This window comes from Roseateles puraquae (genome assembly GCF_002205845.1).
Taxonomy (GTDB): domain Bacteria; phylum Pseudomonadota; class Gammaproteobacteria; order Burkholderiales; family Burkholderiaceae_C; genus Pelomonas; species Pelomonas puraquae.
In genome coordinates this window covers 37,357-53,030 of the sequence record NZ_NISI01000011.1, presented here as the reverse complement: position 1 = coordinate 53,030, position 15,674 = coordinate 37,357, and the positions used below count along the sequence as shown (strand labels likewise).

General features: G+C 69.7%; 19 protein-coding genes. 12 read left to right on the top strand and 7 right to left on the bottom strand.

Features of this window, described 5'->3' with window-relative positions:
* The gene (locus CDO81_RS21760) at positions 1–648 is read right to left on the bottom strand and encodes a PEP-CTERM sorting domain-containing protein (RefSeq protein WP_158218378.1); all 648 of its coding nucleotides are present in this window, start codon (positions 646–648) and stop codon (positions 1–3) included.
* 133 nt (positions 649–781) lie between these two features.
* Here CDO81_RS21760 and CDO81_RS21755 point away from each other — a divergent pair, with 133 nt between their 5' ends.
* The 3 genes from CDO81_RS21755 to CDO81_RS21745 all read left to right on the top strand — a co-directional run bounded on the left by CDO81_RS21755 (position 782) and on the right by CDO81_RS21745 (position 4,478).
* Positions 782–1,312 carry an ECF-type sigma factor gene (locus CDO81_RS21755; protein ID WP_158218377.1) on the top strand — a complete coding sequence of 177 codons (531 nt, stop codon included), beginning with the start codon at positions 782–784 and terminating at the stop codon, positions 1,310–1,312.
* A gap of 59 nt (positions 1,313–1,371) precedes the next feature.
* Entirely contained in the window at positions 1,372–4,161 is a 2,790-nt protein-coding gene (locus CDO81_RS21750; RefSeq protein ID WP_088485346.1) for a serine/threonine-protein kinase, read from the top strand.
* A gap of 92 nt (positions 4,162–4,253) precedes the next feature.
* Positions 4,254–4,478, top strand: coding sequence for a DUF2061 domain-containing protein (locus CDO81_RS21745; protein ID WP_088485345.1), 225 nt, complete (start codon positions 4,254–4,256; stop codon positions 4,476–4,478).
* On the opposite strand, the gene CDO81_RS21740 is transcribed toward CDO81_RS21745, so the two are convergent.
* The 3 genes from CDO81_RS21740 to CDO81_RS21730 form a co-directional block, all read right to left on the bottom strand.
* A complete protein-coding gene (locus CDO81_RS21740) occupies positions 4,466–4,744 on the bottom strand; it encodes a YkgJ family cysteine cluster protein (protein WP_088485344.1) in 279 nt (92 codons plus the stop codon). The genes CDO81_RS21745 and CDO81_RS21740 overlap by 13 nt on opposite strands.
* 34 nt (positions 4,745–4,778) lie before the next feature.
* Complete coding sequence (locus tag CDO81_RS21735; RefSeq protein ID WP_088485343.1) at positions 4,779–4,973, bottom strand: YgaP family membrane protein; 195 nt, start codon at positions 4,971–4,973, stop codon at positions 4,779–4,781.
* 67 nt (positions 4,974–5,040) lie between these two features.
* On the bottom strand, positions 5,041–5,679 hold the full coding sequence (locus CDO81_RS21730) for a Crp/Fnr family transcriptional regulator (protein WP_088485342.1): 639 nt from the start codon (positions 5,677–5,679) through the stop codon (positions 5,041–5,043).
* Between the two features lie 122 nt (positions 5,680–5,801).
* On the opposite strand from CDO81_RS21730, the gene CDO81_RS21725 reads away from it, so the two are divergent.
* Together CDO81_RS21725 and CDO81_RS21720 are read left to right on the top strand one after the other, a co-directional pair.
* Positions 5,802–6,620, top strand: coding sequence for an SOS response-associated peptidase family protein (locus CDO81_RS21725; RefSeq protein ID WP_088485341.1), 819 nt, complete (start codon positions 5,802–5,804; stop codon positions 6,618–6,620).
* A gap of 14 nt (positions 6,621–6,634) precedes the next feature.
* Positions 6,635–6,907: a hypothetical protein gene (locus CDO81_RS21720; RefSeq protein ID WP_088485340.1), complete on the top strand. Its 273-nt coding sequence runs from the start codon at positions 6,635–6,637 to the stop codon at positions 6,905–6,907.
* A gap of 90 nt (positions 6,908–6,997) precedes the next feature.
* Here CDO81_RS21720 and CDO81_RS21715 read toward each other — a convergent pair whose 3' ends face one another.
* Both CDO81_RS21715 and CDO81_RS21710 read right to left on the bottom strand, forming a co-directional pair.
* Positions 6,998–7,261 (bottom strand): hypothetical protein, encoded by a 264-nt coding sequence (locus CDO81_RS21715; RefSeq protein ID WP_088485339.1) that lies wholly within the window; start codon positions 7,259–7,261, stop codon positions 6,998–7,000.
* Positions 7,262–7,415: 154 nt separating this feature from the next.
* Positions 7,416–7,871 (bottom strand): MerR family transcriptional regulator, encoded by a 456-nt coding sequence (locus tag CDO81_RS21710; protein WP_088485338.1) that lies wholly within the window; start codon positions 7,869–7,871, stop codon positions 7,416–7,418.
* Positions 7,872–8,529: 658 nt separating this feature from the next.
* Between CDO81_RS21710 and mnmG the strand changes: the two genes are divergently transcribed.
* The 7 genes from mnmG (at position 8,530) to CDO81_RS21675 (ending at position 15,124) form a co-directional block, all read left to right on the top strand.
* Positions 8,530–10,479: a tRNA uridine-5-carboxymethylaminomethyl(34) synthesis enzyme MnmG gene (gene mnmG, locus CDO81_RS21705; RefSeq protein ID WP_088485337.1), complete on the top strand. Its 1,950-nt coding sequence runs from the start codon at positions 8,530–8,532 to the stop codon at positions 10,477–10,479.
* Between the two features lie 118 nt (positions 10,480–10,597).
* Positions 10,598–11,224 (top strand): 16S rRNA (guanine(527)-N(7))-methyltransferase RsmG, encoded by a 627-nt coding sequence (rsmG, locus tag CDO81_RS21700; RefSeq protein ID WP_088485336.1) that lies wholly within the window; start codon positions 10,598–10,600, stop codon positions 11,222–11,224.
* A gap of 124 nt (positions 11,225–11,348) precedes the next feature.
* Positions 11,349–12,122 (top strand): ParA family protein, encoded by a 774-nt coding sequence (locus CDO81_RS21695; RefSeq protein ID WP_088485335.1) that lies wholly within the window; start codon positions 11,349–11,351, stop codon positions 12,120–12,122.
* A gap of 20 nt (positions 12,123–12,142) precedes the next feature.
* A complete protein-coding gene (locus CDO81_RS21690) occupies positions 12,143–12,658 on the top strand; it encodes a GNAT family N-acetyltransferase (RefSeq protein ID WP_088485334.1) in 516 nt (171 codons plus the stop codon).
* A gap of 10 nt (positions 12,659–12,668) precedes the next feature.
* Positions 12,669–13,409 carry a GNAT family N-acetyltransferase gene (locus tag CDO81_RS21685; RefSeq protein ID WP_088485333.1) on the top strand — a complete coding sequence of 247 codons (741 nt, stop codon included), beginning with the start codon at positions 12,669–12,671 and terminating at the stop codon, positions 13,407–13,409.
* Positions 13,406–13,906 (top strand): GNAT family N-acetyltransferase, encoded by a 501-nt coding sequence (locus CDO81_RS21680; protein WP_088485332.1) that lies wholly within the window; start codon positions 13,406–13,408, stop codon positions 13,904–13,906. Before CDO81_RS21685 ends, CDO81_RS21680 begins: the two co-directional genes overlap by 4 nt.
* 186 nt (positions 13,907–14,092) lie before the next feature.
* On the top strand, positions 14,093–15,124 hold the full coding sequence (locus tag CDO81_RS21675) for an OmpA family protein (RefSeq protein WP_088485331.1): 1,032 nt from the start codon (positions 14,093–14,095) through the stop codon (positions 15,122–15,124).
* Between the two features lie 3 nt (positions 15,125–15,127).
* On the opposite strand, the gene CDO81_RS21670 is transcribed toward CDO81_RS21675, so the two are convergent.
* A complete protein-coding gene (locus CDO81_RS21670) occupies positions 15,128–15,649 on the bottom strand; it encodes a DUF6622 family protein (protein ID WP_338139993.1) in 522 nt (173 codons plus the stop codon).
* Positions 15,650–15,674 lie beyond the last annotated feature (25 nt).

Here is a 15,674-nt window from a genome sequence, read left to right as displayed (position 1 = left end):
TCATTGCGCACCCCCACGGCGGCGCAGCGCGACCAGGCCGAGGCCCGCGCCCATCAGCAGCCAGGTGCCGGGCTCGGGCACGGGCGAGGTGGTCATCTCCACGCGCAGGCCGGTGGGGCTGACGGTGGAGGCCGTCGTGAACTCCAGCGTGTTGAGCCCCGGCAGGATGCCGCTGGTGATGTTGAAGGTCGTCCAGCGGTCGGCCTGGGCCACTGCCAGGCCGGGCACGACGACGCCGTTCAACCGGATCGTCAGCCCGCTGTCGTCGGCTGCCCAGCGGCCATCGATGCGCCAGCCCGGCGCACTGAAGGCGCTGAGGTCGAACTGGGTGCGGTAGGTGATGGTGTCGGTGATGCCGGGCTGGTCGGCAAAGAAGAAGTCCACCGCCGGCACCAGCCAGGTCGAGTTGGCCGAATCGTTGACCCAGGCCAGGTTGTCGATGGGCGCGCCGCTGCGCTTGGCATAGGCCGCCGGGCCGAAGACCGACGAGCCGACGATGACGTAGTGCGGGTCGACCGCATCCTGGGCGAGCTGGGCGCCGCTGGCGTCCAGGCCCGTGCCGAAGGGCCCGGGATTGGCCGCCAGCGCGGGCGCGGCGAGCAGCGCGGCCGCCAGGGCCAGCGCGGTGGGGAAGGCAAAGCGTTGCATGACAAGTCCTCTGTGGGTGCAGCCGAAGGTTCGACCTGCCAGAGCCAACGCAGCCTCATCCTCAAGCCGGACAGGCCCGCCCTCCCCAAGGTGTGGGGGAGCGCGGGTGCATCCGCATGAGACGATGACCCGCATGGACGCTGCGCCCCGCCCCGTCACCGACATCTGGCCTGCGGCCTGGCAGGAGGTCTACCCCGAGCTCAAGAAGATCGCGCGGGCGCGGCTGCATGCGGCGGGCCCGCAGGCCGGGCTCAATACGACGGCGCTGGTCCATGAGAGCTATCTGCGGCTGGCCCAGCGCTTGGGCCAGGTGGAGTTCGCCAGCCCCGGGCATTTTTATGCCTATGCCGCGCAGGTGATGCGCTCGGTGATCGTCGATGAACTCCGCGAGCGCCGGGCCGAGCGCCGCGGCGGCGGGGCGGACCCTGTCACGCTGGACACCCATGTCGCCGGGCAGCTTGTCGAGGACAACGACGAGGCCCTGAAGGTGGACGCCGCGCTGACCGCGCTGGCCCGCGTGGAACCGCGCCTGGCCCAGGTGGTGGAGATGCGCTATTTCGGCGGCATGAGCGACAGCGAGGTGGCCGCGGCACTCGGCATCACCGACCGGACCGTGCGGCGCGACTGGGACAAGGCGCGGGCGTTGCTGCGCACCATGCTCTGAGGCCCTGAGCGTCTGGCACCCATGTCCGCTTGCCCCACCGTTTCACGTTGGTGTCAGCGATGAAGCTGCCCTGCCCGCCTGATGCCTGGCCGCGCTTTTCGGCGCGCCTGGATGAGATGCTGGCGCTGCCTGAAGGCGAACGAGAGGCCTGGCTGGCGTGCCTGCCCGCAACCGATGCCGACCTGCGCGATGGCCTGGCTGAGGTGTTGCAGGGCCTGCCCGGGGCCGGCGGCGCCTTCCTGGACAGCCTGCCAGCAGTGACGGCGACCGACGCCACGCGGCCCGGCGAACCCGGCGCCGTCGTCGGCCCCTACCGCCTGCTGCGGGAACTCGGCCGCGGCGGCATGGGCGTGGTCTGGCTGGCGCAGCGCGCCGATGGCGCCTATGCGCGGGAGGTGGCGCTGAAGCTGCCGCACGCCCACCTGCTGGCCGGCGCGCTGCGCGAGCGCTTCGACCGCGAGCGCGACATCCTTGCGGCGCTGGACCATCCGCACATCGCCCGCTTCTACGACGCCGGCCTGGCCGCCGACGGCCAGCCCTACCTGGCGCTGGAGGCGGTGGACGGCCGCCCGATCACCGACTGGTGCCGTGAGCGTGCGCTGCCGCTCCCCGCCCGGCTGGCGCTGTTCGCGCAGGTGGCCGATGCCGTGAGCCACGCCCACGGCCAGTTCATCGCCCACCGCGACCTGAAGCCGGCCAATGTGCTGGTGACGGCAGACGGCCAGGTCAAGCTGCTGGACTTCGGCATCGCCAAACTGCTGGCCGCCGACGAGGGCGACGGCGCCGCCACCGACAGCACCGCCCTCACCCGCGCACAGGGGCTGCTCGCCACACCGCGCTATGCCGCGCCCGAGCAACTGGCCGGCGGGCCGGTCAGCGTGGCGACCGACGTCTACGCGCTCGGCCTGATGCTCTACGAGCTGCTGACCGACCAGCCGCCGCCCGCCCCAGGCGAGCCGCTGCCAACGCCCTCGCGCGTCGTGACCGACGCCGCCCGCCGCAAGGCCCTGCGCGGCGATCTGGATGCCATCGTCGACCGCGCGCTGCAGCCGCGCCCGCAGGACCGCTACGCCTCGGTGGCGGCGCTCGCGGACGACCTGCAGCGCCATGCCGAACACCGGCCCATCCAGGCCCGGCACCTGGGCGCGTGGTCGCTCACCTGGCGGTATGCACGCCGCCACAGGGTGCCGGTGGCGATGGGCTCAGCGCTCGTGCTGGCGCTGCTGCTGGGCAGTGCGGGCGTGGCCTGGCAGGCGCACGAGGCGCGCGCCCAGGCGCAGCGGGCTGAAGCGGTGAAGGACTTTCTGCTCGGCGTGTTCAGCGCTGCCGACCCGCGCCTGGCCGGAGGCAAGCCCGATGGGCAGACCACCGCCAAGACCCTGCTGGACCGCGCCGCCGCGCGCATCGACGCGCAGTTCGCGGGCGACCCCGACCTGCGCATTGAACTGCTGCGCACCGCTGCCGACATCTACCGCGAGCTCGGCGAGGACGAGGCCTACGAGCTGCTGCAGCAGCGCCAGCTCGCACTCGTGCGCGAACGTTTCGGCCCGCTGCACTCGAACGTCATCGACGGCCAGATCGAGGCCGCCGTGCGGGCCTACCAGCGCGGTGACCTCGCCGCCTGCCGTGCGCGGCTCGACGAGGCCGACGCCGGCCTACGCGCCACCGGGCAGGACCGCTCGGTGCCGCGCGCCCACTGGTGGACGACGCGCGGCATCTGCCTGCGCGACCAGAACGACCCAGCCGAACGACGCGCGGCGCTGGAGCGCGGCGTGGCCCTTTTTGCGCAGGTCGAGCCCGGCCAGCGCGGCCACGTCACGGCGCTGGCCGAGCTGGCGACCGACCAGAACGGCCAGATGCAGTTGCGCGAGGCGGTCGACACGAACGGACGCGCCATCGCGATGGCCCAGGCGCTGCCCAGCCGCAACGAGGCGGAGCTGCAGACCCTGCACGCCAACCGTGGCCTGGCCTTGATGCAGCTGGGCGAGTTGGCCGGGGCGGCCGAGGCCCTGGGCCAGGCCGCCGCCATCGCCGAGCGCACCAGTGGCCCGACGGCCAACGCCGCTCTGCTGCCACGCAGCCGCCACGCCCGCACGCTGCACCTGGCGGGCGAGCGCGAGCAGGCCGACGCCCTCTTCACCCGGCTGCTTGCCGACCTCGACGCGCGCGCGCAGGGCCCGTCCGGTCTACCCGCCGACGTCACCGTGGCCATCGAGGACGCCGGCGAGCGGCTGGCCGCGGAAGGCCGCCCCGAGGCCGGCCTGCCCCTGCTGCGGCGCGCCCAGGCCCTGTACGCGACGACCTCGCAGAACGAGTTCGACCACCGCCGCATCGGCCGCCATGTGGGCGACGCCCTGGCCCGCCTCGGCCGGCACGATGAAGCGCTGGCCGTGCTGCAGGCCACGATGCGCGAGTTCGAGGCCGCCGACCCGCCCAACCGCCAGCCCACCGCCGCCTGCCGCGAGCGGCTGGGCCGGCTGCTGCTGGACATGAAGCGGCCCGACGCCGCTCGCGCCCAGTTGCAGCGGGTGGTGGACGACGCGGCCACCAAGACCTGGAGCCACGTCGTGCTCGCCCGCGCTGGCCTTGCCCGGGCGGCGCTGCTCCAGGGCGACCTCGCCGCGGCGCAGCGCCTGAGCGCCGCCGCGGTGGGCGACTGGGCGGCCGTGACCGGGTTCCGGGACGTGCGCATGCAGGCCTACCTCTGGCGCGTGCGTGCCGCCGTGCTGGCCGCCTCGGGTGATCCGGCCGGCGCGCAAGCCCTGCGCGACCAGGCGCTGGCCGCCGCGAAGCGCACCGATGCGCCCGAGAGCCCCACCGTGCGCGACCCGGTCTATGTCGGGCTGTGAGCGGTTATCGCCGGGATAGGACGATTCGATTGGCCGCCCCAGATGCGAATCATTAGCATTTAGCTATTCGCAACGATGGATCGATAGACATCATGGCCAAGACCCTCAGCTTCGGCGTCATGCACCTCGGCACGTCCTTCGGCGTGACCTACGCGCTGACCGGCAGCGTGGCCGTGGCCGGCGCGGTGACCTTCATCGAGCCGGTGGCGAACACCGTGCTGCACTACTTCTTCGACAAGTACTGGGACCATCCGCGCTTTGAGGCCTGGCGTGAGCGCCTGGCGCATCGCCGCGCGCCCCAGGCTCAGCCGGGCTGATCCGGCGTGGTGTGGGGTGCGGTTTCGCGCTCCATCCAGCCCAGCCAGCGCATCGCCTGCTCGCGGCTGTCGCCGCACATCAGCTCGCTGGGCTGCAGCGAGCCGCACACCGCCGGGCGCTCGGGGCGGCCGAAGATCTTGCAGCGGTCGTCGTCATCGAGCTGCACGCAGCGCACGCCGGCCGGCTTGCCCTGCGGGTGGCCGGGGATGGGCGAGCTGATCGACGGCGCGATGCAGCAGGCAGCGCAGCGGGGGCGGCAATCCATGGCGGGATTGTCGGCCGCTCGCGCGCCGCTCGGCTCAGGTCTTCACGGGACAGGTGTTGAAGCCGAGTACCGAGTACAGCGGGCAGGTGCTCAGCAGGCCGGTGGCCAGCGGCACGAGGCCGATCCAGCCCCAGACACCGATCACGCCGGTGAGGGTCAGCGCGAGCAGCACGAGGCCGGCCAGGATGCGGGCGATGCGGTCGAGGCCGCCGACATTGGTCTTGAACATCAGTCTCTCCTTGGCGAGTGGGTGATGTCATCTTCGACACGACGACGGCGACTGTCGGTGACCGCGGTCACACAGCGTTTGCGCCAGCGCAAACCCGCTGCAGCGCGGCCGGGTCCAGCACGTCGATGCGCTCGCGCCCCAGCGCCACCCAGCCGTCGCGCTCGAAGCGGCGCAGCAGCCGGCTGACGATCTCGCGCACGGTGCCCAGCTCATCGGCCAGCTGCTGGTGCGTGGTGCGCACCTGCGGCCCGCGGGCGCCGAGCAGGGCCGCGAGGCGCTGGTCCAGGCGCTGGAAGGCCACGGCTTCGACGAGGGCCATCAGGTCGGCCAGGCGTTCGGCCATCAGGCCCATCACATAGCGGCGAAGCACGGCGTCACGTTCGCAGACGGCCTCGAAGTCGGCCGGACTGATGAGGCGCAGGACGGTCTCGGTGCGCGCCTCGCCGCTGGCGGTCGCCGCGCGGTGCGCGAACAGGCAGGTGGCCGACACCACGCAGACCTCACCCGGCTCGACACGGTAGAGCTCCAGTTGCCGCCCGTCGGGCGCCATCAGCGACACGCGCACGCTGCCCGCGTCCACCAGCGGGAAGCCGGGGCAAGGCTGCCCGGCGTCGAACAGACGGGTACCGGCCGGCACACGCAGGGTCTGGGCGCGGGCGGCCAGCTCGGCCAGGGGCGCCAGCGCAGGATCGGTCGGAAACGGCATGGCGGGATTGCAGCACGCCGACTCTCGTCCGCCGCCCTGGATGTTTGAACACCTGTTTTTGTATACAGTACCATCCGAGCCAGCCAGCTTTGGAACGCTGAGGTTGGCAAGAGGCCCCCACCATGCATCCGCATTACGTACCCGTCACCGACGCCGCACTGCTGCTGGCCCGCTTCGGCTCGGCCCTGCCGGAGGGGGGCAGCCCGTGCCCGGAGGCACCCGGCGAGCTGGACATGCCGCTGCTGATGCCCGCCCCGACGAAGCCCGCCGGCGCAGTGGGCGAGGTGCGCCTCGGCCGGCTCGGGCTGCTGTCGCGCCGGGCTGTCGACCTGAGCCTTGGCGGCCAGGCCACGCACTGCGCCATCGAGACGATGAAGTCACTCGCCACCTTCCGGGAGAGCTGGTGGGCGGGGCAGCGCTGCGTGGTGCCTGTCATGGGCCTGCAGGCCTGGAGTTTTTCGACCGGCCAGCCCCAGCGCTGGACCGTGCAGCAGTCGGCCGGCCTGCCGCTGGCGCTGGCCGGCCTGTGGAACACCTGGACGGGACCGGACGGCGCCGAGCTGCTCTCCTTCTGTGTGCTGACGCGTCCGGCGGACGGCCATGAGGTCTTCCGCCACCTGGCCTCGCCCGGGCAGGCGGCGCGCATGCCGGTGCTGCTGCCGCTGGAGTCGCTGGCGCCCTGGCTGGACGGCGGGCTGAAAGACGCCGAACGGCTGCTGCAGCGGCCCATGGCCGAAGCCCTGCAGGCGGCGCCGCTGGCGCAGGCCGACACACCCTGGCGCGAGCCGGCGAGCTGGTCGGTGGTGCCGGACATGTTCGCCCATGAATGGCATGCGATGGCCGCCCAGGCCCCCGCGGCCCCCACCCGCCGGGCTTCGCCGCGCCTGATGCGCCCCCGGTCCCCCGAGCCCGCCGGCCCGACCACGGCCGACCTTTTCTGAGCAGGAGCCTCCTGATGCAACTCGACCTGAGCAATGTGGACAGCATCGTCGCCTGGTGGCGGGTCTTTCCCGAGCGGCATGACAGCTACCTCGACTTCAAGCTGGCGGCCAGCCCGGAGTTCGCGCACAGCATCCTGAGCGCCCGGCGCCTGATCGACGCGCGGCCCGACCTGCGCGCCCTCAAGCCGCTTGCGCCGCTGGCCCCGCCGTCAGCCCTGGGCTGGCGCGTGCCGGTGGCCGACGCCATCGACGACCTCGCCTGGATCGAAGCCGACGCTCAGGACTGAACCTCGCACGAAGCTTCAACTGCTTGAGCGCTTCAGCGCCCGGCCAGACTGAGACTTCGAGAATTGGGCCTAGCTGCGACTTTGAAAAGGTCAGGACTGGCATGACTGATGCCAGTGCACCGCCATGTCGAGGTCGCTCTGGGCGATCTGTTGAACCAGAAAGCCGCCCAGGCCGAAGCGGGTGTAACCCTCTCGCATTGCCTGCTCTTGCGAGTCGTGGATGCCCTCAAGGTGCGCGTGACCGATGAGCGCGAACTTGCCCTCGCTGGTTCCCAGCAGCCTCGGCAGTTCCTGCAGGTATGCGGCGACGTCGTTTTCGAACGCCGATGCTTGACCTGTAATTCCAATCGTCATGTCGACACCCCCTTTGGCAGTCGTCTTGCACTGAGGGCCTGAAAGTGAGCCAGTTGTCTCAGCCAGAAGCCGAGAGCCACGCCTGCGTCGGCCGGCCTCTCCGGTCGATTCATCAAGCACTGCACTCATTTTGTCAGACCCAGGTTCCCTGCCGCTACGCGGCGAGGCCAATCAGGGAGGCAACCTCCCGCTGCAGCGTCGTCAACTCCACTACGAATGCGAACGCGAATTGCCCGTCAAACGCCCGCTCGATGGGGGCGTCCCTGTGCCGCAGGTACAGCTCGCTCCCGTTAGTAACAATGTGGCTACCCGGCAGCGACGTCAGCGTGATTTCCGGATGGTGCTTGCGCAACCCCAGGAGGCCGTGTCGCAGCCGCAGAGGACTCACCCCGGTAGCCGATAGCTTGGCAACGAGCCTCAGAGCGACCACGTCCCCGAAGGTGTATCGGCGGCTCCTTCCATGACCACGCTGCGCTCCACCGGACGGGACCACCACATCGTTACGGCACAGGTAGTTCACCATCGCCAGCGTGAGGCCCGAAAGCTGCGCAGCTTGCCCTGCAGAAAAGAACTCGGCAGGTCTGCGCGCGGGATCGGCCACTTTCGCCATAAATATAGTATGGCGCTAAACCGTATTTTTTGAAACCAGCCGGTTGCCCCACCGCGCGACGCCGGCGAAGCGCACCGGGACGACCGACTTACGGCTCGAACTACCGCAACGGCTGAGGCAGTCGGTATCGAGGAGTACCGGTCCTCGCCGGGCTATACTGATTCGGAGTGCCACGCACTCCCTTCAGAGGTCAAACAACGCGCGATTCATCGGAACAGTCCAGAGCACCGAGGGCAATGAGGCCGGTCAAGACTTGAATGTCATTCCGACTTTCCGGACCGGTTTGTTTGTCACCGCGGTTTCGGTGCGGATTGAAGGAACAGCCTGATTCGCAAGGGCTTTATGCATTGGAACTCAGGCGCAACGGCCAGTTCGGTTCGCTAAGGGGGCCGAATTCGAGGACTGCGCACGGCGGCTTGGAAGCCCTCGACGGTCGCAGATTTCCCTTGCAACACAGGCACTTGTTGAAGCCGGCTGGTCAGGGCTATTTGTCGAAACGGGCCAGTCACGACTGTTTGTTCCGGACCGGGACTCTTTTGTTCCGAATCAGCGGGCCCGCCGTCGAGAAATCCGACGGGTGACTTATCCACAGGGGGTTCGTAAAATTCGGGGTTTGCCCGGGCACCCGGCCCGGGGGCCATGTTCTTTCAGGATCGAGATGCTCTACCCCAAGGAATTCGACGTCATCGTCGTCGGTGGCGGCCATGCCGGCACCGAGGCGGCGCTGGCCGCGGCGCGCATGGGTGCGCAGACGCTGCTGCTGACCCACAACATCGAGACCCTGGGCCAGATGAGCTGCAACCCCAGCATCGGCGGTATCGGCAAGGGCCATCTCGTGAAGGAGGTCGACGCCCTGGGCGGCGCGATGGCGCTGGCCACCGATGAAGGCGGTATCCAGTTCCGCATCCTGAATGGCTCCAAGGGCCCGGCCGTGCGCGCCACCCGCGCCCAGGCTGACCGCATCCTCTACAAGGCCGCCATCCGCCGCCGCCTGGAGAACCAGCCCAACCTGATGCTCTTCCAGCAGGCCGTGGACGACCTGATGGTGGAAGGCGACCGCGTGGTGGGCGCCGTCACGCAGGCCGGCATCGCTTTTCGCGCCCGCGCGGTGGTGCTGACGGCCGGCACGTTTCTGGACGGCCGCATCCACGTGGGCCTGGAGAACTACAGCGCCGGCCGCGCGGGCGACCCGCCGGCGGTGTCGCTGTCCGCGCGCCTGAAGGAGCTGAAGCTGCCGCAGGGGCGGCTCAAGACCGGCACGCCGCCGCGCATCGATGGCCGCACCATCGACTTCTCCAAGTGCGAGGCCCAGCCCGGTGACTTGACGCCGGTGCCGGTGTTCAGCTTCATGGGCAACGCCACCATGCACCCGCAGCAGGTGCCCTGCTGGATCACCCACACCAACGCGCGCACGCACGAGATCATCCGCAGCGGTTTCGACCGCAGCCCCATGTTCACTGGCGTCATCGAGGGCGTGGGCCCGCGCTACTGCCCGAGCATCGAGGACAAGGTGAACCGCTTCGCCGACAAGGACTCGCACCAGATCTTCCTGGAGCCCGAGGGCCTGACGACGCACGAGTTCTACCCCAACGGCATCTCGACCTCCCTGCCCTTCGACATCCAGCTCGCCGCGGTGCGCAGCATCCCGGGCCTGGAGAACGCCGACATCCTGCGCCCGGGCTACGCCATCGAGTACGACTACTTCGACCCGCGCGGCCTGAAGGCCTCGTTCGAGACCAAGGTCATCCAGGGGCTGTTCTTCGCGGGCCAGATCAACGGCACGACGGGCTACGAAGAGGCAGCCGCCCAGGGCCTGTTCGCCGGCCTGAACGCGGCGCTGCAGGTGCGCGGCGATGGCCCCTGGACGCCGGCACGCGACCAGGCTTACCTCGGTGTGCTGGTGGACGACCTCATCACCAAGGGCGTGACCGAGCCTTACCGCATGTTCACCAGCCGCGCCGAGTTCCGCCTGCAGCTGCGCGAGGACAACGCCGATGCGCGCCTGACCGACGTCGGGCGACAGCTCGGCCTGGTGGACGACGAGCGGTGGGCTGCGTTCAACCGCAAGCGCGACGCTGTTTCACGTGAAACCGAGAAGCTCAAGAGCACCTGGGTGCACCCCGGCATCCTGCCGGCGGCGGACGCCGAACGGTTGGTGGGAAAGGCGCTGGAGCGCGAATACAACCTGGCGGACCTGCTGCGCCGGCCGGGCGTCGGCTTCGACACCGTGGCTGAAGTCGCGGCCATCGCCAAACCAGGCTCCGGTGTTTCACGTGAAACCCTCGCTTCGGAACTGGGCGCCGAGCTGGCCGACCTCGTGGCTGAGCAGGTCGAGATCAGCGTGAAGTACGCCGGCTACATCAACAAGCAGGTGGACGATGTCGCCCGCGCTGCGCACTTCGAGCATCTGAAGCTGCCTCAAGACCTGGACTACAGCCTCGTCCATGCCCTCTCCTTCGAGGCCCGCCAGAAGCTCAACGCCCACCGCCCCGAGACCCTGGGCCAAGCCTCCCGCATTTCCGGCATCACGCCAGCCGCCATTTCGCTGCTGCTGGTGCACCTGAAGAAGGGCAAGTTCAAGGGCTTCACCGAAGCGGAGGCGGCATGACCTTCGCGATGCTGAAAAAACACAGCCACAGAGGCACAGAGACACAGAGCCGCTCGGTTGGCGCCAAACCTGCCTCTCTGTGCCCCTGTGCCTCTATAGCTTGGTTCGAGGGCCGCCGATGAGAGCAACCCTGGAACAAGCCGCGCAACAGCTCAGCCTCGACCTGTCGCCCGCCCAGATCGACCAGCTGCTGGCCTATCTGGCCCTGCTCCAGAAGTGGAACAAGGTCTACAACCTGACCGCCGTGCGAGACCCGGCGCAAATGCTGAGCCACCATCTCGTGGACAGCTTGTCGGCCATCCCGCCGCTGCTGCGCCACGGGGCGCCCGCTCGGCTGATGGACGTCGGCGCGGGCGGCGGGCTGCCGGGTGTGGTCATTGCCATCTGCTGCCCCGGCACCGACGTCACCTGCGTGGACGCGGTCGCCAAAAAGGCCACTTTCATCCAGCAGGTGGCCGCCGAGTTGAAGCTGCCCAACCTGCATGGGGTGCACAGCCGGGTTGAGCAACTGACGGCCGAGCCCTTCGGCGTGATCACCTCGCGTGCGTTTGCGTCCCTGGTGGACTTCACCACCCTCACCCGCCAGCACCTCGCGCCGGGTGCGGTCTGGCTGGCGATGAAGGGCCAGCACCCGGCGGACGAGATCGCCGCCCTGCCTGACGATGTGACGGTGTTTCACGTGGAACAACTCAACGTGCCCGGGCTGGACGCCCAGCGTTGCATCGTCTGGATGAAGCCACAGTAGAAACAGCGCCACACAGACACAGAGGCACTGAGAAATCCATACCTCTCTCTCTGTGACTCTGTGCCTCTGTGGCTGTGTTCGCGCTTATCCTCCCGGTTCGACTCAGCGCCCGGCACAACAAGAGATGGCCAAGATTTTCTGCATCGCCAACCAGAAGGGTGGCGTCGGCAAGACCACCACCACCGTCAACCTCGCCGCCGGACTGGCGCAGATCGGGCAGCGCGTCCTCGTCGTCGACCTCGACCCTCAAGGCAACGCCACCATGGGCTCCGGCATCGACAAGCGCAAGCTCGAGACCACGGTCTACGACGTGCTGCTGGAGTCGTCCTCCATCCCCGAGGCCAAGGCCCGCGCCGAGAAGGCTGGCTATGACGTGCTCGGCGCCAACCGCGAACTGGCCGGCGCCGAGGTGGACCTGGTGGCCCTGGAGCGCCGCGAGGCCCGGCTCAAAGCCGCCTTGGCCGAGGTGGGGCCCGACTACGACTTCGTCCTGATCGACTGCCCGCCGTCGCTGTCCATGCTCACGCTCAATGGCCTGTGCAGCGCCCACGGCGTCATCGTGCCGATGCAGTGCGAGTACTTCGCGCTTGAAGGCCTGACCGACCTGGTCAACACCATCAAGCAGATCCACGCCAACCTGAACAACGACCTGCAGATCATCGGCCTGCTGCGCGTGATGTTCGACCCGCGCATCACGCTGCAGCAGCAGGTCAGCGACCAGCTCAAGGCGCACTTTGGCAACAAGGTCTTCGACACCGTCATCCCGCGCAACGTGCGCCTGGCCGAGGCCCCGAGCTACGGCCTGCCGGGCGTGGTGTTCGACCCTACCTCCAAGGGCGCACAGGCCTTCGTCGATTTCGCCAAGGAAATGGTCAAGCGCATCGAGACGATGAAGTGAGCGCGCCCGCGCTTCGCCCCATGAACCCGGCCGACGCCGATGCCGTCGCCGCCCTGCACGTGGCCAGCTGGCGCGGCGCCTACCGGGGCGTCTTCACCGACGACTATCTCGACCATCAGGCCGAAGCCGAGCGACGCGAGGCCTGGCACGCCCGGCTGAATGCGGCCACAGGCGCCGACTGGGGCGTGGTGGCGCAAGACGACACCGGCCGCGTGCTGGGCTTCGCCTGGGTCATGCCCGACCACGACCCCACCTGGGGCGACTACATCGACAACCTGCATGTGGCCCCCGACCTCAAGGGCGGCGGCATCGGCCGGCGGCTGATGCAGGCGGTGGCACAGCGGCTGCTGAGCAGCGGCTCGCAACGCCCGTTGTATCTCTGGGTGCTGGACGTCAACACGGCCGCCCTCGGCTTCTACGAGCGGCTCGGCGCCGAGGTGCGCGACCTGCAGCTCAGCGACCCGCTGGCCGGCCAGCAGCATCCGGTGTGGCGCTGTGTGTGGCGCGACCCGCAACGTCTGGCGGCCCATGACTGACGCCCGCCTCATGTCCCTCGCCCTGCGCGCCGAAGCTGCCGGCCTCGACGCCAGCGCGCCCCCCCAGCAGACCGACATCGACGGCTGGCTGATCCGCCTGTCGCCGGGCAAGGCCAAGCGCTCCCGCTGCATCAATGCGCTGCGCGCAGGCACGCTGCCGCTGGACGAACTGCTGGCCCGCTGCCAGCGCGCCTTTGACGCCGCCGGGCTGCCGCTGGCCGTGCGCGTGACGCCCTGGAGCCAGCCCGCCGACCTGGACACCCAGCTCGCCGCCAAGGGCTGGGGCGCCTTCGATGCGGCCGACGTGATGGTGCTCGACCGCCTCACCCCTGAACCGTCGCCCGCCCCGCTCCAGGCGCTGGATGCGCCCGCCTACGCCGCCCTGGTCGGCGGCCTGCGGGGGTCGAGCGCCACCGCCATCGCGGCGCACGCCGAGCGCATCGCCAGCGCACCGGTGCGCTACCAGGGCTATGCGCTGAACGACTCCCACGGCCAGCTGCTCGCCTGCGGCCAGATGGTGGTGGCCGGCGACCTCGTCGGCCTCTACGACATCGCCAGCGCCGTGCCGCGCCAGGGCCATGGCGAGCGCCTGTGCCGCGCGCTGCTGACGCTGGCACAAGCCCAAGGCGCACGCCAGGCCTATCTGCAGGTGGGCAGCGACAACAGCGTGGCACAACGCCTCTACGCCCGCCTGGGATTCGTGTTCGCCTACCGCTACCACTACCGCAGCCCGGAGGCTGTGCTGACATGAGCCTGCGCCGCCTCGCCCGCACGGACCTGGCGGCCTTCCAGGCCTACCGCCACGATCCCGAGGTGGGCCGCTGGCAAGGCTGGCAGCCGCAGACCGACGCCCAGGCCACCGCCTTCCTGGACGAGATGGCCAGCTGCGCCTTGTTCGAGCCCGGCTGCTGGACCCAGCTCGCGATCGCCGACGACCTGACGGGCCATCTGATCGGCGACATCGGCATCCACATCAGCAACGACGCCACCGAGGCCGAGTTCGGCTTCACCCTCGCCCGCACGGCCCAGGGCCGCGGCCTGGCCAGCGCCGCAGTGCGCGAGGCCATCCAGCGCGTGTTTGCCGAGACCCCGGTGCAGCGCATCCACGCGCAGACCGACGCCCGCAACACCGCCTGCCTGCGCCTGCTCGACCGCCTGGGTGCGGTTCACCTCGCACGCATCGAGACCGAGTTCCGCGGCGAACCGTGCGTCGAACACCGCTACGAGCTGGCGCGCTGCAGCCGCTGACACGGGCTAGGCGTCAGGCCTTGCCTTCGGCGCTTACATCTGGCGACAAAAACCTCGCCTCCCGAACTGCACCGTCCCTCGTTTGAAGGCCATCACGACCCGCGCGCTGCGCGTTGACGGCGGCACCATCGCGAGCCATCGCACCGTCGGCGACGGTCCGCCCGCCTAACTCTTCCACCAAGCGCCATGAGACTTCACCATCGCCTCGCCACCATCCTGGTCGCTGCCGCCAGCCTGCTGACGCTGCCGGCCCGCGCGGCCGAAGGCTTCGCACCCGATGTGCCGGGTGCGGCTGACCACCCGCTCATCAAGCGCTTCAACGGCTCATGGCTGGCCGGCCAGCGCGTCAGCGACTGGGACGCCGCCGCTGTACCCGCCGCACCCGAATTCCAGAAGGCCGACAAATACAAGTTCAAGGACCTCATCGAGCTGGAGGGCAAGATCACGCGGCTGCTCTACGTGGCCCCGCGCGGCAAGTCGGCGCTGGAGGTGTGGCGCAACTACGAGCAGGCGCTGAATGCCGCCGGGTTCAAGAAGCGCTTCGCCTGCGAGCGCGACTGCAGTGACCTCTACTTCGCGTGGTCACGCCAGCTCGACCCCACCAAGGGCTTCACGTGGGCCAAGGGCGACCTGGACACACCTACCGGCAGCCGCTACAGCCTGACCTCCGCGCTGAGCTTCGACCAGGGCCGCATGCTGGTGGGCACGCTGGGCAAGCCCGGGCAGGAGGCCACCGTGCTGCTCTACACCTCGCTGGCGGCCAACGCCACGACCGGGCTGGTCGCCACGTACCTGCAGGTGGTGGAGCCCAAGGCCATGGCCACCGGTCAGGTCACGGTCGACCCCGCCGCGCTGCAGGCCGGCCTCGCGGCCGAAGGCCGCGTCACGCTGACGGGTCTGTTCTTCGACACCGGCAAGACCGAGCTCAAGCCCGAGTCCAAGGCCCAGCTGGACGCCATGGCCGAGCTGCTGAAGAGCCAGCCGGCACTCAAGGCCTGGATCGTCGGCCACACCGACAACGTCGGCCCCTTTGACGCCAACGAGAAGCTCAGCTTCGCCCGCGCCCAGGCCGTGGTGGCCGCCCTCACCGCCGCGCCCTACAAGGTGGACGGCAAGCGTCTCACAGCCAGGGGCCTCGCCTCTTTGGCACCGCTGGCCGGCAATGGCGACGACGCCGGCCGCGCACGCAACCGGCGCGTGGAGCTGGTGGCGCAGTGAGGCTCAGGCGGCGGCAGCGCTGACGGCGCGCCGCACCGCCGCGGCACGTGCCGCGAAGGCACCGCTGAACAGGCCGAAGCTCAGGCTGGCCGCAGCCACGAACCAGGCCTCGTGCACGACCGGCGAGCCCACGCCAGCCGCAACGCCGAGCACGAACTTGTCCGCAAAGATGCCCAGCATCAGCGCCAGCGGCAGCCAGCTGCCCTGCAGCCGCACCGCCATCCCTTCACGCGCCAGGATGCGTGGCGCCAGCGCATGGCGGCCCAGCGTCAGCACGGCAGACAAACCCGCCGCCCAGGCCAGCAACGGCAGCGCTTGCACGCCGAAGGCAGAGGCCACCCCGTACAGCGACAAGGCCAGCATGATGACGGCCAGCCGCACCAGCGTCTTCGGCTGCACCAGGCGGTCTCGGGACTGGCGCCATCCCAGCGCGATCAGCAGGGCCAGGATCAGCAAGGGCCAGAGGGGGAAGGCGGCGGCGGTGGAAGTCATGGCGTTCACTCGGTGCGTTGCAATGACGGCCACTGTGACGAAGCCCGCCACCCCCGGC

Excerpts from the sequence above, each read along its gene's own strand:
- CDO81_RS21690 (WP_088485334.1), top strand. The coding sequence starts at position 12,143 with ATGAACCCGGCCGACGCCGATGCCGTCGCCGCCCTGCACGTGGCCAGC.
- rsmG (WP_088485336.1), top strand. The coding sequence starts at position 10,598 with ATGAGAGCAACCCTGGAACAAGCCGCGCAACAGCTCAGCCTCGACCTG.
- CDO81_RS21760 (WP_158218378.1), bottom strand. The coding sequence starts at position 648 with ATGCAACGCTTTGCCTTCCCCACCGCGCTGGCCCTGGCGGCCGCGCTG.
- CDO81_RS21715 (WP_088485339.1), bottom strand. The coding sequence starts at position 7,261 with ATGACGATTGGAATTACAGGTCAAGCATCGGCGTTCGAAAACGACGTC.
- CDO81_RS21735 (WP_088485343.1), bottom strand. The coding sequence starts at position 4,973 with ATGTTCAAGACCAATGTCGGCGGCCTCGACCGCATCGCCCGCATCCTG.
- CDO81_RS21680 (WP_088485332.1), top strand. The coding sequence starts at position 13,406 with ATGAGCCTGCGCCGCCTCGCCCGCACGGACCTGGCGGCCTTCCAGGCC.
- CDO81_RS21685 (WP_088485333.1), top strand. The coding sequence starts at position 12,669 with ATGTCCCTCGCCCTGCGCGCCGAAGCTGCCGGCCTCGACGCCAGCGCG.
- CDO81_RS21710 (WP_088485338.1), bottom strand. The coding sequence starts at position 7,871 with ATGGCGAAAGTGGCCGATCCCGCGCGCAGACCTGCCGAGTTCTTTTCT.
- CDO81_RS21720 (WP_088485340.1), top strand. The coding sequence starts at position 6,635 with ATGCAACTCGACCTGAGCAATGTGGACAGCATCGTCGCCTGGTGGCGG.
- CDO81_RS21695 (WP_088485335.1), top strand. The coding sequence starts at position 11,349 with ATGGCCAAGATTTTCTGCATCGCCAACCAGAAGGGTGGCGTCGGCAAG.
- CDO81_RS21675 (WP_088485331.1), top strand. The coding sequence starts at position 14,093 with ATGAGACTTCACCATCGCCTCGCCACCATCCTGGTCGCTGCCGCCAGC.
- CDO81_RS21755 (WP_158218377.1), top strand. The coding sequence starts at position 782 with ATGGACGCTGCGCCCCGCCCCGTCACCGACATCTGGCCTGCGGCCTGG.
- mnmG (WP_088485337.1), top strand. The coding sequence starts at position 8,530 with ATGCTCTACCCCAAGGAATTCGACGTCATCGTCGTCGGTGGCGGCCAT.
- CDO81_RS21750 (WP_088485346.1), top strand. The coding sequence starts at position 1,372 with ATGAAGCTGCCCTGCCCGCCTGATGCCTGGCCGCGCTTTTCGGCGCGC.
- CDO81_RS21745 (WP_088485345.1), top strand. The coding sequence starts at position 4,254 with ATGGCCAAGACCCTCAGCTTCGGCGTCATGCACCTCGGCACGTCCTTC.
- CDO81_RS21740 (WP_088485344.1), bottom strand. The coding sequence starts at position 4,744 with ATGGATTGCCGCCCCCGCTGCGCTGCCTGCTGCATCGCGCCGTCGATC.
- CDO81_RS21730 (WP_088485342.1), bottom strand. The coding sequence starts at position 5,679 with ATGCCGTTTCCGACCGATCCTGCGCTGGCGCCCCTGGCCGAGCTGGCC.
- CDO81_RS21725 (WP_088485341.1), top strand. The coding sequence starts at position 5,802 with ATGCATCCGCATTACGTACCCGTCACCGACGCCGCACTGCTGCTGGCC.